The sequence below is a fragment of the Alphaproteobacteria bacterium genome, from assembly GCA_030740435.1.
Taxonomy (GTDB): domain Bacteria; phylum Pseudomonadota; class Alphaproteobacteria; order UBA2966; family UBA2966.
Map to the genome: position 1 here is coordinate 1 of JASLXG010000054.1, position 13,998 is coordinate 13,998.

Consider the following 13,998-nt stretch of genomic DNA (forward strand, 5'->3'; position numbering starts at 1 on the left):
AGGGCTTCCGGCAGGAAGCCTGGGCGCCGACTGCGGACAGAAGAACGGAGCCCCTGCAGGCATCACCGCGGAGACGGAAACAAAGGGCGTTCGGAGCTTGACATCAACCAACCGATTACAGAAGGCACAGAGACACAGAGAAGATTCCTCTTCTGAACCTCTGTGTCTCTGTGCCTCTGTGGTTGAACGGATAATCCGCCAATTTGGCGTTAGGTCCTCAAGTAGCCGCGCTGGGCTTCCTTTCGGGATAACTGACGCCGAGGCCCTGGGCCGGGTCCATCTGGGCGCCGTAGGGCGGAATGGGGAAGCGCAGCCCCGACTTGGCCAGGCCTTCGAGGCCCTCGATGCCGCGGGCGAACTCGTCGGGCGGCATGGCCAGCAGCATTTCGTCATCAGCCACGCCGCCATAGCGCCGTTCGGCATAGCAGGGGATCGAGATCGAGGTCTCGCCCGTGGCCAGCGCCCGGCCCCAGCTGTCGGAACAGGCGCTTTCGCCGCAGATCGACATGTCGTAGCGCTTGTAGCGCTTCCACTGCAGGCCGTTGACAAAGAGGATGGTCTGGGCCGGCGTGCCGTAGAACATCACCACGTCGGGCGGATCGAGCCGGCCTGTGCGCAAGGGTGCTGCCGCCAGGCCGTTGAAGCGCCCGGCCGGCACCCGCGTCATCTGGGCCTGGTGCTCCCGCGCCGCCTCGCGGTTTTCGAACCAGACGCCGTCCATCTGTTCGCCCGAGAGGTAACGCTCGGCCGGCACGTTGAGGCCCATGACGCCGCCGCAGTTGCCGCCCGGCATGACGTTGTCGACGGCGATGCCGAGTGTAAATCCGGCCAGGCGACTTTGCGTCACCAACTGGCAGGCGGTGAAGTGAACCCCCTCGGTGGGGCGCCTGAGCCCTGGGATCTGCTCCATCTCGACCACTTCCTCGAAGTGCTTGAGGCCGATCGGCAGGGTCTTGATTTTCAAAAGCTCGACCAGCTTCAGCGCCAGGGCTTTGAGGTTTTCCGCGCTGGTATCGTAATCGCTCATGTTCTTGTTCCTATGCTAAAGCAGCGCCAGGCTGAGTTCGGGCAGCAATACCACGGCGATCAGCACCAGCACCATGATGGCGGCAAACGGCGCCGCGCCGGCGAATATGTCGCCCAGCGATATGCGATCGTCATCCAGCGTCGACTTGATGACGTAGACGGCAATGCCCAAGGGCGGCGTCAGCAGGCCGATCTCGACGGCGATGATGGTGACGATGCCGAACCACACCAGGTCGGCGCCAAAGCCGGTGACGATGGGCAGCACCAGCGGCAGCACGATGAGCATGATCGAGGTCGAATCGAGCACCGTGCCCATGACCAGCACGATGATGATGTAGATGACGAGAAAGCCCGTGAAACCCAGCCCGGCGCTCTCGATGCTGCCGATCAGCCATTGCGGCACTCCCGAGAGCGCCAGCATGCGGGTGTAGATCGAGGCCGAGATGATGAGGAACGAGATCGAAACGGTGACGTGGCCGGTCTCGACCAGCACCTTCCAGAAGCCGGCCAGCGTCAGTTTCCTTTTCGCCAGCGCCAGCAGCAACGCTCCCAACGCCCCCACCGCGCCGGCGTCGGTGGGCGTGAAAAACCCGCCGTAGATGCCGCCCAGCACGATGACGATGAGGCAGACGATGGGCGCCATCTTGGCCAGCATCTCGCCCCAGCCCATTTCCGCGCCCGCGATTGTGCCGCCGCTATCGCCACCGCCCACGAAGGCCGGGAAGCGATGCGCCATGACGACGATCGCCAGGCCATAGGCGATGGAAAGCAGGATTCCCGGGATGACGCCTGCGATAAACAGCGCCCCCACCGATTCCTCGGCCAGGAAACCATAGAGGATGAGCAAAAGACTCGGTGGGATCAGCATGCCCAGCACCGACGATCCCGCCACCACGCCCACGGAAAAGCGCGGCGTGTAGCCCAGCCGCAGCATCTCCGGCACCGCCACCTTGGTGAACACCGCGGCCGAGGCGATGGAGATGCCGGTGATGGCGGCGAAGACGGCGTTGGCTGCCACCGTGGCGATGCCCAGGCCGCCCTTGATGCGATGGAACATGCGGTTGGCCACGTCGAAGGTGTCCTTGCCGATGTCGGAATAGCTGACCAGCAGCCCCATCAGCACAAACAGCGGCACCACGCCGAAGATGTGGTTGGCGATGGAATCGGCAGCGGCCTGGGCCAACAGCTTGCTGGCCACCACGTAGCGGCCTTTGATGGCCAGGACACCGAGGAACGAAAGCAGCGTCAGCGCCACGCCCACATGCATGCCGGCATAGATCAGCACCACCATGCCCACCAGCGAGATGATACCGATTTCGAGGCCGGTCAAATCACGTCCCTGGGCGAACCGCCGCCGCCCCCCCACCCCAACCCTCCCCCGCAGGGGGGGAGGGGGCCGAAATTGGCTGTGGTTCTTAAGTTCTTTCCCTCCCCCTTGATGGGGGAGGGCAGGGAGGGTGTGTTTTCCTTTTTGTTGATCCTCCTCATAGCGGCCGCCACACCCGCCGGGCGTCGGCCCAGGCCAGCAGCAGGAACTGCACGGCCGTGGCGGCGCAGCCCACCAGAATGATCAGCTTGACCGGCCAGATGGGGGCCGTGAAGTCGCCGGCGGCGCCGACGTATTCGTCGATCTCCAGGGCCTTGGTGAAGTAGGGCAGGCTGGCCTGGAAGATGATGGCGAACAGCACCGCCCCGGTCAGGTGGTAGAGCGCCTGCAGCGCATACCCGAGCCGCGGCAGGCGCCGGGTCAGCCGCGTGATCAGGGCATCCGAACGCGTGATGCGCCCGGCCCACAGGGTATGGGCGAGCTGCAGGAAAACGATGGCCACGATCGACATGCTGACGATCTCGGTAACGCCGCGCACCGGCGCCCCGAAGGCCTCGCGGCCGAAGATGTCGGCGTTGATCAACACCATCAGCATGAAGATCCAGGCCGTGCCGATGGCGTTGAGAACGCCGGTCAGGCGGTCGAAGGCCAGCGGTTGCCGGCTCGCCGGGCCTTCGTCAGGCGATTCGGCGCTCAATCAGGCTATTCCGCCGACCAGTCGCGCGGCACCTGGACGCCGGCGTTGGCCAGTCCCTGCATGTAGCCCTTGAGCACGGCCTTGCCGGGCAGGCCCTTCTTCTCCAGGCCGGCGGCCCAGGCCTTGGCGATGTTGGGGATGGCCTGGGCCCAGCGCTTGCGCTCGGCCGCCGGCAGCTCGGCCACCTTGGCGCCCTTTTTGACCATGATGCCCAAGAGCTTGTCGGCCGCCGCCTGCTGGCCCTTGGCGAAGCGCACGTCGTATTCGGCCGAGACCGCCAGGAAGATCTTCTTCATGTCGGCCGGGAAGGAGGCCCAGACGTCCTTGTTGATCGACAGTCCACCGGCGAACTGCGAGCCGAAATTGACCTTGGTGATGTGGGGCGCCACCTCGAAGCATTTGCAGCCCCAGGCGCCGGTGGTGAAGGTCAGCGTGCCGTCGGCGACGCCGGTCTTGATGTCGTTGTAATAGGTCTTGAGATTGCCGGCCACTGCCACCGCACCGGTGCCCTTGATCCAGTTGGCCGAGGGACCCGGGGCCAGGATCTTGCGGCCCTTGAGGTCGTCGATCGAATTGATGGGGAAGGTGGTGAAGATGTGATAGGTGTCGAGTGCCGCGCCGGTCAGCATCATCTGGTTGTACTTGCCCCACGAGGCGCCCATGGCCGGGATGGAATCCTGCAAACCGGCGATGGTCCTGGTCACCAGGCCGATGTCGGAAGTGCCGAAGGGCGAGACGTAGGTGACGTTCTGCAGCGGCAGCTTCGGTGCTTCGAAGATCGAGCCCACGAAGCCGATGTCGACGATGCCCTCCTCGATGGCCTCAAGCACGCCGCCGATCTTGGCCACGGTGCCGCCGTAGGCCTCGGTCCAGGCGATCGAGTGCTTGCCGCCGGCCGCCGCCAGGCGCTTGTCGATCTCGGGGATGTAGAACTCGTGCAGCAGCTTGACCCAGAGGAACACCGGCGGATGCCCGGCCGCCGCGGTGAGCTTGAAGTTCTCGGCTCTTGCCGGTCCGGAAACGGTGATCGCAGCCAATGCCAGCAGCGCCACCGCGCCCTGCATCAGTTTCGTCCTGCCCATTTTTCTTCTCCCTGATTCGGATGCCTGATTGGTCTTCGTTTGAAGACCCGCCCTTCGGGTCATAGTACGTCGGGGCGGGGGACGGTACAATCGAGACCGCCGCCCCCTGGAGTCCGCCATGCCAAGACGCCTCATCGACATCTCCATGCCACTGGAAAACGACGTCAAAAGCGATCCCGAGCCCTTTGGGCCCGAGATCGAGTATCTCGACCACCAAGCCTCGGCCGAGCAGATGATTTCCTTCTTTCCCGGGCTGGCCAAGGACGATTTGCCGGACGGTGAAGGCTGGGCGGTGGAAAAGATCGCCTTGTCCACCCACAACGGCACCCACCTCGATGCGCCGTACCATTTTCATTCCACCATGAACCGGGGCGAGCGCGCCGCAACCATCGACGAGGTGCCGCTGGAGTGGTGCCTGGGCAATGGCGTCAAACTCGATTTCCGTCATCTCGATGATGGACACGTTGTGACGGCGGCCGAGGTCGAGGCCGAACTCGCGCGCATCGGCCACACGCTGGCACCCTTGGACATCGTCGTGGTCAACACCCGGGCCGGTTCGCGCTACGGCCAGGACGACTACGTCGCCACGGGCTGCGGCATGGGCTACGAGGCCACCATGTATCTGCTGGAGCGCGGCGTCCGCGTCACCGGCACCGATGCCTGGAGCTGGGATGCGCCTTTCGTGCACACGGCCGAGAAATACGCCGCCAGCGGCGATGCCGGGCTGATCTGGGAAGGCCACAAGGCCGGCCGCCACATCGGCTACTGTCACCTGGAGAAGCTGCATAACCTGGAAAGCCTGCCGGCCACGGGCTTTCAGATCTCTTGTTTCCCGGTCAAGATCCGCGCCGCCTCGGCCGGCTGGACCCGCGCCGTGGCGATTCTGGAGGACTGATCATGGCTAACCCCATCGACGGCTTTTCAGTCGATCCGGCCGAGCTCAATTACATCGGCCAGGACCTGCAGCGGCCCGAATGCATCCTGGCCGAACGCGACGGCTCGCTCTGGGTGGCCGATGCCCGCGGCGGCGTCGTCCACATCCAGCCCGATGGCAGCCAACGCATCATCACGCAATCGGTTGCGGGCGACTTCGCAGATGCCTCGGACGAGGCCAAGCGCTTCACTGAAGGCACGTTGCCCAATGGCCTGGCCTTTGCCGAAAACGGCGACATTCTGATTTCCAGCTTCGGCACCGACCTTTTGGAAGTCATGACCCGTGAGGGCGAGACCCGGACGCTCTACGACCGGATCGACGGCCAGCCCATCGGCAAGGTCAACTTCGTGTTGCGCGATTCCAAAAACCGCATCTGGATCACCGTTTCGACCCGGGTCAAGAACTGGATGGATGCCGCCATCAGCCGCATCAAGGACGGCTACGTGGCGCTGGTGGATGAGCGCGGTATTCGCATCGTCGCCGACGGCTTTGCCTTTACCAACGAGATCCGCCTCGATGCCGCCGAGGAATGGCTTTACGTGGTCGAGACCACCGGCCGCCGTGTGACGCGCCTTCGCGTGGCGCCCGACGGCGAGCTCAGCCAGCGCGAGACCTACGGGCCCGAGGACACCGGCGGGCTTCATCGACGGCATCGCCTTCGATGCCTACGGCAACCTCTGGGGCACCCACATCCTGCACGACCGGCTGTTCGCCATCACGCCCGAGGGCGATCTGCGGATTATTCTCGACGACACCAATCCGGGGCCTCTCGAGGCCTTTTTCGCGGCTTTCGAGGCCGACCAGGCGACGCCCGAGCACATGCTGGCCTGCGGCGGCAGCGTGGCCACCTGGATGGCCAGCATCACCTTCGGCGGCCCCGACCTCCGCACCGCCTACATCGGCAGCCTGCGGGGCACGCGGATTCCCTATTTTCGCTCGCCCGTGGGCGGCTTGCCGCCGGTTCACTGGTAGGTAGCCAACCAGGCCGCCAATTCGTCATGCAGCGCCGTGATGGCGCCCGGCCAGTCGTGCAGCGCCGGCTGACGGAAAAGCCGCATGGTGGGGTACCAGGGCGAGGTTTCGCGTTCCCTCAGCCAGCGCCAGTCGGCCACCATGGGCAGCAGCACCCAGACCGGCTGACCCAGCGCCCCGGCCAGGTGGGCGACGGCGGTATCGACGCTGACCACCAGGTCGAGCTGGCTGATGATGGCGGCGCTGTCGGCGAAGTCGCTGATCTCCGGCGTCGGGTCAAAAAGCCGATCGTCGACTTTGCTGGCGCCGAGCTGCAGCGAGACGAAGCTGGCGGGCAAATCCAGCAACGGCGCCAGCGCCCCCGGCGCCAGCGAGCGCAGGTGTTCGTCGGGGTGGCTCGGGCGGCCGGTCCAGACCAGGCCGATGCGGGGCCGGGAGAGCGGCTCGAGGCGGCGGCGCCAGAACGCTACTTGATCGCCGGGCGGCTTCAGGTAGGGCACCTGGGCCGGGATCTCGTCCAAGCGCGTCAGGCCCTGCAGGAACGGCAAGCTGAGCAGCGCCGCGGCCACCTCGAAGCCCGCCACCCGGCCGCCGCGTGGGACGACCTCGACGCCGGGTAGGCTGCGGCGCAACAAGCGCAACAGCTCGGGATGGCAGTCGAACACGATGTCGGCGCCCCGGGCTTGCAGCGGCGCCACGAAGCGCAGGAACTGGATGGCATCGCCGAAGCCCTGTTCGGACCAGAGGAAGAGCCGCCGGCCGGCCAACTCGCCGCCGTCCCATTGGCGCTCCATCAGCGCCGCGCGGCTGGCGCGCAAATGCTCCTGCGCCGGGCGGCGCTCGAAGCCCGCCCAGCCCTTGGCGAAATCGCCCCGGGCGAGCTGCATCATGGCCAGGTGATAGGCGGCGTCGGGGTCGTCGAAAGCAGCGGCGAAGGCCGCCTCGGCCTCGGCCAGGCGGCCCAACTGGCGCAGCACCACGCCGGCATTGTTGTGGGCGCCGGCCTGGTGGTAGAGCTCGAGCGCGCCTTCCAGGTCGCCGCGCTGGTAGCGATCCGCCGCCTCATCCATTTCAACGGCCATAAAACGCCCTTTTTCCAGGTCTCTCTGGAGGCGATACTATGCCTCAAACGAAGCCTTTTGTTGCAACCACATCGTGGGAGGAAGCGGTGCTCAAAGCCATCACGGTACTGAAACGCAAAGCCGGCATGGAGGTAGCCGATTTCCAGCGCTACTGGCGCACTAGCCACGCCGACATCGTGCTGCCCATGGCCGGCCTCAGGCGCTATGTCCAGTCGCACCTGATCCTTTCCGGCTACAGCCGCGGCGAGCCCCTGCACGACGGCATGGCCGAGGTCTGGTACGACGACAGCGCCGCCCTCAAGGCCAACGCAGGGAGCCCCGAATACGCCGCCGTGGCGGCCGATGAGGCCAATTTCATGGATAGTTCGGCGACCGTGCTGCTGCTCACCGAGGACCACGCCATCATCGACCGGCCGGCGCCCGAGGGCGGCGTCAAGTGCGTTGAATTCCTGCACCGCCGCGAGGGCATGGCGATGGAGGATTTCCAGGCTCATTGGCGCGGCTCCCACGGCGCCATCGCGGCCCGCATCCCGGGTATCCGGCGCTATGTCCAGAGCCACCCCAAGCTGGGCGGCTACCGCGACGGCCGCCAGCCCGGCTACGACGGCGCTGCCATCACCTGGTGGCAGTCGACCGACGCCATGCGGGCCGCCGCCGGCAGCGCCGAACTGGCCGCCACCCGGGCCGACGAAGCCAATTTTCTGCGGCCCGGCGGCAACCCCACGATGATCACCAAGGAGTTTGTGATTCTTTAGCCCCGCGCCGCCACAGGCGGCTTTTTTGTGGACCCTCACCGGGCGGGCGCATCCGCGCCCTTGGCCTCCGCGCCCCCCCCAGGGGGGCGGCTTAGAGTCGATAGCAGAGCGTGGTTTGTTGCTGCTTTGTCTTGGTGCAACGGGAGCGACCGCGACCCGCCGCCACTGCGGCGCGCCCGCGCAGGCGTGGGCCGTCAGGCCCACTGCCGTGAGCGACAAAAACCAACGGGAGCAACGCGACCCGCCGCCACTGCGGCGCCCCCGCGGAGGCTGCGGGCCGTAGGTCCGCCGCCGTGAGCGACAAGACCCCTCCTACCTCTCGTAGCCGGCCAGGCGGCGGATGATGACCAGGCGGCGCCGCGCGTGGTGGCGGCGCTGGGCTGCCAACGCGGTGATGGTCTCGAGTTCTTGGCCCGGCGGACGGCCGGCGGCAAGGTCGTCGACGGCAGCCGCCAGGGCCTCCAGCACTTGGTCCTCGACGTCGAAGGATTGGGCATAGGTGGTCAGGCCGAGAAAGAGCTGGCGCCGGGCGTCGTTGCCCAGTGCAGTGCTCTTTTGCACTGCCTCCAGCGCCTGGTTGGTCGCCGTGTGGCCCGCCGCCACCGCCTGACGCCCGGCCGTCAGCTGGCGCCGGGCGTTGGCGACCACGGCGGCCGCATCCGGCCCCGCCACGCCCAGGCGTTTGAGTTCAAAATCGTAAAGCGCGATGACGGCACTGTCGGTGGCGCCGGCGGCGGCGTGCAGATGGCGCTCCGGGTGCATCCGAGAGAGGCTTGCCGATCTCAGGCGACGAAAAGCAAGCTCGGCCCGGTGGCGGGTCTTGCGGCCCTGGCGCAGGCGTATGGCGATGTCCACCACCGTGGCTTGGCCTTCGAGGACAGCCTGAAAAAGCGCCGCCGATTCCGTGACCGCCCGGTCCACCGTGGCCTCCAGCAGGCGCAGGCTGTCGAGACCCCGGCCGGCGGCGGCGTCGAGCGCCGCCCCGCCGGTGGCAGCCGCGGCCGGCCGGGCGGTGCCGTGGGCTTCCAGGATCCAGGCCAGCGCCTGGTCGCCGTCGCGGCGTTCGCGTTTCGCCACGTCGGCCGCCAGAACCCGTTCGAAAAGCGCGGCGCTGTTGTGGTCCATGGCGGCCAGGCCGTCGAGGGCCGTCAGCAGCCAGTGGTGGGCCGCGGCATAGCGCTCGAGCCAGTCGTCAAAGCGCCGGCGGGAGAGCCTCGCAGATGCCTCGTTTTCGTCTGGCGGTGTGGTTTTCGCCTCGCCGGGCGGCGGCAGGGGCAAGCTGGCGACCTCGCCGCGCACATTGGTCGACCAGCGTTCGGCGCGGCTTGATACCTTGAAGTCCTCGGGCGTCGTCTCCTCCAATTCCAGGCTGTTGCGGCCGATGGTCCAGAGTGAGCGCTTGGCCCGCAGGATGGTGACGCCGCCTTGGAAGCGGGCATCGCAGGTCAGGTGCCGGCCGGCTACGGCGCAATGGCCGGACACTTCGACCGTGAACTGGCGCGACCCATCACGCTGCGGCCGGCAGCCGCGCTTGAAGCTCTGCTCCAGTTGCCAGAGGCCCTGCAGGCGGTAGACGTTCTGGTCGGGCAGGCGAGTGATTTCAAAACTGCCGCTGCCGGCGAAGCGGCTGCAGGCGGCGTCGATTTCTTGTTCCGCCTTCCAGGTGCCGATCAGGCGGGCGTCGTTGTGGGTCTGGCGCACGGTCTGGGCCGGGGCCGGCAGGGCGAAGACGACCAGCGAGGCGGCGAGGAGGCCGAGACAGGCGGGAGGACCGGGGGGTGTCATGGCGGCAATTGTCCACTTCCCACCGGATGGGGACAAGTCGGTGAAAGGAAAAGCGGGATACCCACGTTGATGCCCATTTCTTGGGAATTTTGGTGTGTGTCCCGCAATTCGAGGGCCATAAAGGGGGTCGCCGATTTCGATCAGGCCGACCGGGCCGGGTCATCGGTGTGGCACGGCTCTTTGATCCAAGGCTGATCGATAATGTGCAGGATCAGCGCAAAACGAGAATCACAAAAGTATCCCATACAATCGCAGAAAATTCCCGCAGATAGTAGTAGGTGAGTTTCGATAACGGCATATGACCTCGATCCACCGGCATCGTTGTCCAAGATGCTGGGATTCCAGACAAACGGAATAACCACGCACACCTTTGCGGCTCCATACGGTCGAAAGTCTTTCCCCGTCGGCATAGAGATCGAAACCGACCTCGATCGTTTCGTGTCCGAGTCGCTTTTGCAGTACCATACGTTATTGACGTTCTCCGCCGGGATTTTAGGATTCGAACAGGCATCCACTGAACCGGCGGCGAGGCAAAACGGAACGGCGCAGACAATTAGTCGGGCTAGGGATATTCGCATGAAATCCTCATCAGCGCCTGCCAACTGGCATCTTCATCCAAGGTATCTACGTCAACGGGGTGACGCCAATATTCCAGGCTTCAACCTTCACCGACATAGGCGATCATCTTAACATGAGAAAAGTCGTTTGAATAGTGGAAATGTTCTCGTGGTAAGGGTATGAGCCGGTACTCGGTGTGTAGTTGATTGAATTTGGGAGCGTGCCTTGGCGTCACAAAAAACCGTCTACAAAAATGGGGCAGGCTCCCGTTACCCACCGGCGTGCGCAAATAGGGGGCAGAGACCCTTTTCGCAGCGGCGGTACTCACGCCCGTTCGCTGGGCGTGATCGTCAGTACCACTTTGCCCAGGGCGCCGCGGTCGAGCTGCCGGCGCAGCACCGCTGCCGCCTCGGCCAGCGGCCGGCTGGTCACCGCTGCCGGGCTGAGGCGGCCCTGGGCCACCCAGGCCGCGGCCTCGCGCTCGATGGCCATGGCGTAGGCGTGGTTCTGGCGGCGGTTGGCGCCCCAGTCGACGCCGATGATCTGGCATTGCTTGAGCAGCGGGATGTTCAGCCCGACCTTGGGAATGGTGCCGCTGGCGAAGCCCACCACGAGATGGCGCCCGCCCCACGACAGGCTGCGCATGGCGGCCTCGGCGGCGGCGCCGCCGACCGGGTCCCAGACCATCTGCAAACCGCTTTCCGCCGTCAGGCCTTGCAATTCCCGGCGCCAATCGTCCCGGCTGTAATCGACCGCAGCCTCGGCACCCGCCGCCAGTGCCAGCTCGCGCTTCTCGGGACTCGAGGCGGCGGCGATGATGCGCCCACCCAGCGCCTTGGCCATGGCCATGGTGGCCAGGCCGACGCCGCCGGCGGCACCCAGTACAAGGATGGTTTCGCCGGCCTCGAGCCCGCCCCGGTCGCGCAGGCCATGCAGCGCCGTAGCGTGGTTGAGCAGAAAACCCGCCGCCTCGGTGTCGGCAAGCCTATCGGGCGTGGCCACACAAAGCGCCGCCGGCTGCACCAGCTTCTCGCCGAAGGCGCCGGTGCTGGCCATGCCCATCACCCGATCGCCCACGCTCCAGTCCTCGACGCCGGCACCCAGCGCCGCCACGACGCCGGCAAACTCGCTGCCCGGCACGTGCGGCAGCGGCGGTTTTTCCTGATAGAGGCCCTGCACCATCAGGCCGTCGACGTAGCCCACGCCGGCCGCCCGCACCGCGATCTGAATCTCGCCCGGACCGGGCTCGGGTTCTTCTACCTCGGCCACGACCAGATCCTCCGGCGGGCCGAAGCGCTCGCACAGGATCGCTTTCATGCAATTCCCCGGAAACCCGCGTCCTTATGAAACGAAATGGGGGCCGAGCCCCACCCCCGCGTCAGGCCGCGACCAATGGTTCCCCGGTGCCCATTTCCTCTTGCAGGCAGGAGACGATCTCGCCGTGGCTGGCGCCGGCCGCGGCGGCCTCGACGACGTGTTCGTAGATGTTGAGATCGTTGTCGCCGGCGGCCCGGGCCAGGGCACCCAGCGCCTGGCGCAGCTTGCCCTGGTCGCGCCCGGCCTTGAAGCTTGCCAGCCTGGTGACCAGCTTGTCGATGGCCTCGGGCACCGGGCGTTCCAGCGAGGCCGCGGCCTCGCCGCCGTCTTCGAGCTGGTAGGCATTGACGCCGACCACGATTTCGGCGCCGCTTTCCAGCTTCTGGTAGTGCTCCAGCGCCGAGCGGCCGATCATATCCTGGATCAGGCCGTCCTCGGTGGCCTGGAACATGCCGCCGGCGGCATCGATGGTGGCGATGATGGCGGCGATCTTGGCCTCCATGTCATCGGTTAGCGTCTCTACATAGTAGGAGCCGCCGAGCGGATCGATGACGTCCGCCAAGTGGGCCTCGTCGCGCAGGATGTTGGCCGTGCTGACGGCCACCCGGGCGGCGTCTTCGGTGGGCGCGCTGACGGCCTCGTCGTAGCCGTTGAGGTGCAGCGACTGCAGGCCGCCGAAGATCCCGGCCATGCCCTGCAGGGCGGTGCGGGCGATGTTGTTGTAGGGCTGCTGCCGGGTGAGATCGGCGCCCGAGGTCTGGGCGTGGAACTTGAAGCGCTGGGACCGGACGTCACGGGCACCCAGGCGCTCGCGCACCAGCTTGGCCCAGAGCCGGCGCCCGGCGCGAAACTTGGCTATCTCTTCGAAGAAGCTGATGGAGATGTCGAAAAAGAACGTCAGCCGCGGCAGGAAGGCGTCCGGATGGAGGCCGGCGGCGATCACGTCCTCGGCGATCTGCAGGCCGGCGGCGATGGTGAAGGCCATGGCCTCGGCCGGGTTGGCGCCGGCCTGCTGGGTATGCTGGCCGACCGCCGATATGGGGTTCCATAGCGGCAGATGCTGGTTGCAGAAAAGCACGTGGTCGGTCAGCACGCGGCGCGCGGCGGCTAGTGGCAGGCGCGAATACATGTGCAGCGCCGCCCAGTGCGAGAGGTAGTCGCTCTGGTTCGAAGTGCCGGCAATCTGGGTCCAGGGCAGGCCGCGCTCGCGGGCCAGGGCCAGCAGCATGGCGAGCAAGGTGAAGGGCTCGGAATCGTTGAAGCCGATCGAGGTCTGGCCGATGTCGACGCCCTCGAGCGCGATCTCCATGTCTTCCAGCGTGTTGACGATGGTGCCGCAGGTGCCCAGCAGCACCGGGTCGACCTGGTCGGCGTCGAAACCGCGCATGAAGGAATTGCACATGACGATGTTCAGCGCGTTGGCGCCCGCCGACAGCATGTGTTGCAGGCGTTCGTTGTAGTCCTGGGGCGTGCCGTGGCCGACCAACTGGCGCTGGCTCCAGGCCCGGCCGCGGTGCATGCTGGCATAGACGCCGCGGGTCATCGGCGCCTGGCCGGGATAGCCCAGCGCCTCGGCGTAGCGCGCGTCGTTCCAGTCCTCGGGGCCGTAGAGCGGTTTGACGGGGATGCCTGAGCGGTTGTGGCGCTGGCGCTCCTCGCCCACGGTTTGGTCGTAGGCGGCCTGCCAGTCCCGCTTGGCGCTGTTTCGCTTATTGTCAGCCATGATGCCCTGCCCGCTGCCGTTTTGCCGCCCCCGCACGATCATGCGGGGCGAAAGCGGCGAAGGCAAGGGCGGGGCAGGGGCTACCAGGCCGTGCTGTCCGCCACCACCAAGGCGAAACGGTCCGATAGCGCCGCCAGCGAAGCCCGGTGCAGGTCGGCCGCCGCCACCACGCCGCCTTCGCCGTCGGGCAGGTCGCGGGTGGCGCAGGCCCTGGCGACGACCGTCGAGGCATAGCCCAGATCGAGCGCCACCCGTACCGTGGACGAGATGCACATATGCGTCTGAAAACCGGCGAAGAGGAGCTGTTTGCGTCCCAGGTCCTCCAGTGTTTGCTGTAGGTCGGTGCCGGCGAAGGCGTTGGGCAGCGCCTTTTCGATAGTGCTCTCACCAGCCAGCGCCGCCACCTCGTCGGCCTCGGTGAAGTAGGGTCCCTCGGGATCGAAGGCGCCGCCGCCGGCCCGCCCGCGATGCACCACGTGGATGACCGGTGCCCCGGCCGCCCGCGCCGCTGCCAGCACCTTGGCGGTTTCGGCCAGGGCCGGCCCGATGCCGGTGAGCGGCAAGGCGCCGTCGACGTACTCGCGCTGACAGTCGATCAGCACCAGCGCCGTCTCGGCCAGGGGTGGCGGCTCTGACGACGCTCCGGCCATCTGCATCAGGGTGCGGGGCATCTGGCCCGTTGGCGCACTGCTCATAACTATCTCCTCCAAAAAATGGCGCCCGAGGCGCTACTCGACGGT

The 13,998-nt window shown here is 66.4% G+C and carries 11 protein-coding genes and 1 pseudogene; 3 read left to right on the forward strand and 9 right to left on the reverse strand.

Annotated features, from left to right (window positions below):
* Positions 1–217: 217 nt before the first annotated feature.
* The 4 genes from QGG75_06325 to QGG75_06340 form a co-directional block, all read right to left on the reverse strand.
* A complete protein-coding gene (locus tag QGG75_06325) occupies positions 218–1,027 on the reverse strand; it encodes a DUF169 domain-containing protein (protein MDP6066857.1) in 810 nt (269 codons plus the stop codon).
* A gap of 15 nt (positions 1,028–1,042) precedes the next feature.
* On the reverse strand, positions 1,043–2,356 hold the full coding sequence (locus tag QGG75_06330) for a TRAP transporter large permease (protein MDP6066858.1): 1,314 nt from the start codon (positions 2,354–2,356) through the stop codon (positions 1,043–1,045).
* 154 nt (positions 2,357–2,510) lie between these two features.
* Complete coding sequence (locus tag QGG75_06335) at positions 2,511–3,050, reverse strand: TRAP transporter small permease (GenBank protein ID MDP6066859.1); 540 nt, start codon at positions 3,048–3,050, stop codon at positions 2,511–2,513.
* A 5-nt stretch (positions 3,051–3,055) separates the two neighbouring features.
* Entirely contained in the window at positions 3,056–4,132 is a 1,077-nt protein-coding gene (locus QGG75_06340) for a C4-dicarboxylate TRAP transporter substrate-binding protein (GenBank protein MDP6066860.1), read from the reverse strand.
* 118 nt (positions 4,133–4,250) lie between these two features.
* Here QGG75_06340 and QGG75_06345 point away from each other — a divergent pair, with 118 nt between their 5' ends.
* A complete protein-coding gene (locus QGG75_06345) occupies positions 4,251–5,027 on the forward strand; it encodes a cyclase family protein (GenBank protein MDP6066861.1) in 777 nt (258 codons plus the stop codon).
* Positions 5,028–5,029: 2 nt separating this feature from the next.
* Positions 5,030–6,038 (forward strand): annotated as a pseudogene (locus tag QGG75_06350) (SMP-30/gluconolactonase/LRE family protein).
* Here QGG75_06350 and QGG75_06355 read toward each other — a convergent pair.
* On the reverse strand, positions 6,029–7,108 hold the full coding sequence (locus tag QGG75_06355) for a glycosyltransferase family 9 protein (GenBank protein ID MDP6066862.1): 1,080 nt from the start codon (positions 7,106–7,108) through the stop codon (positions 6,029–6,031). The pseudogene QGG75_06350 and the gene QGG75_06355 sit on opposite strands and share 10 nt — an antisense overlap.
* A gap of 98 nt (positions 7,109–7,206) precedes the next feature.
* On the opposite strand from QGG75_06355, the gene QGG75_06360 reads away from it, so the two are divergent.
* Positions 7,207–7,875, forward strand: coding sequence for an EthD family reductase (locus QGG75_06360; GenBank protein MDP6066863.1), 669 nt, complete (start codon positions 7,207–7,209; stop codon positions 7,873–7,875).
* Between the two features lie 312 nt (positions 7,876–8,187).
* Here QGG75_06360 and QGG75_06365 read toward each other — a convergent pair whose 3' ends face one another.
* The 4 genes from QGG75_06365 to QGG75_06380 form a co-directional block, all read right to left on the reverse strand.
* On the reverse strand, positions 8,188–9,660 hold the full coding sequence (locus tag QGG75_06365) for a hypothetical protein (protein MDP6066864.1): 1,473 nt from the start codon (positions 9,658–9,660) through the stop codon (positions 8,188–8,190).
* Between the two features lie 882 nt (positions 9,661–10,542).
* Positions 10,543–11,535, reverse strand: a complete 993-nt coding sequence (locus QGG75_06370) for an NADPH:quinone oxidoreductase family protein (GenBank protein MDP6066865.1) — start codon at positions 11,533–11,535, stop codon at positions 10,543–10,545.
* Between the two features lie 61 nt (positions 11,536–11,596).
* A complete protein-coding gene (locus QGG75_06375; protein ID MDP6066866.1) occupies positions 11,597–13,258 on the reverse strand; it encodes an acyl-CoA mutase large subunit family protein in 1,662 nt (553 codons plus the stop codon).
* Between the two features lie 80 nt (positions 13,259–13,338).
* Complete coding sequence (locus tag QGG75_06380) at positions 13,339–13,953, reverse strand: cysteine hydrolase family protein (GenBank protein MDP6066867.1); 615 nt, start codon at positions 13,951–13,953, stop codon at positions 13,339–13,341.
* Between the last annotated feature and the right edge of the window lie 45 nt (positions 13,954–13,998).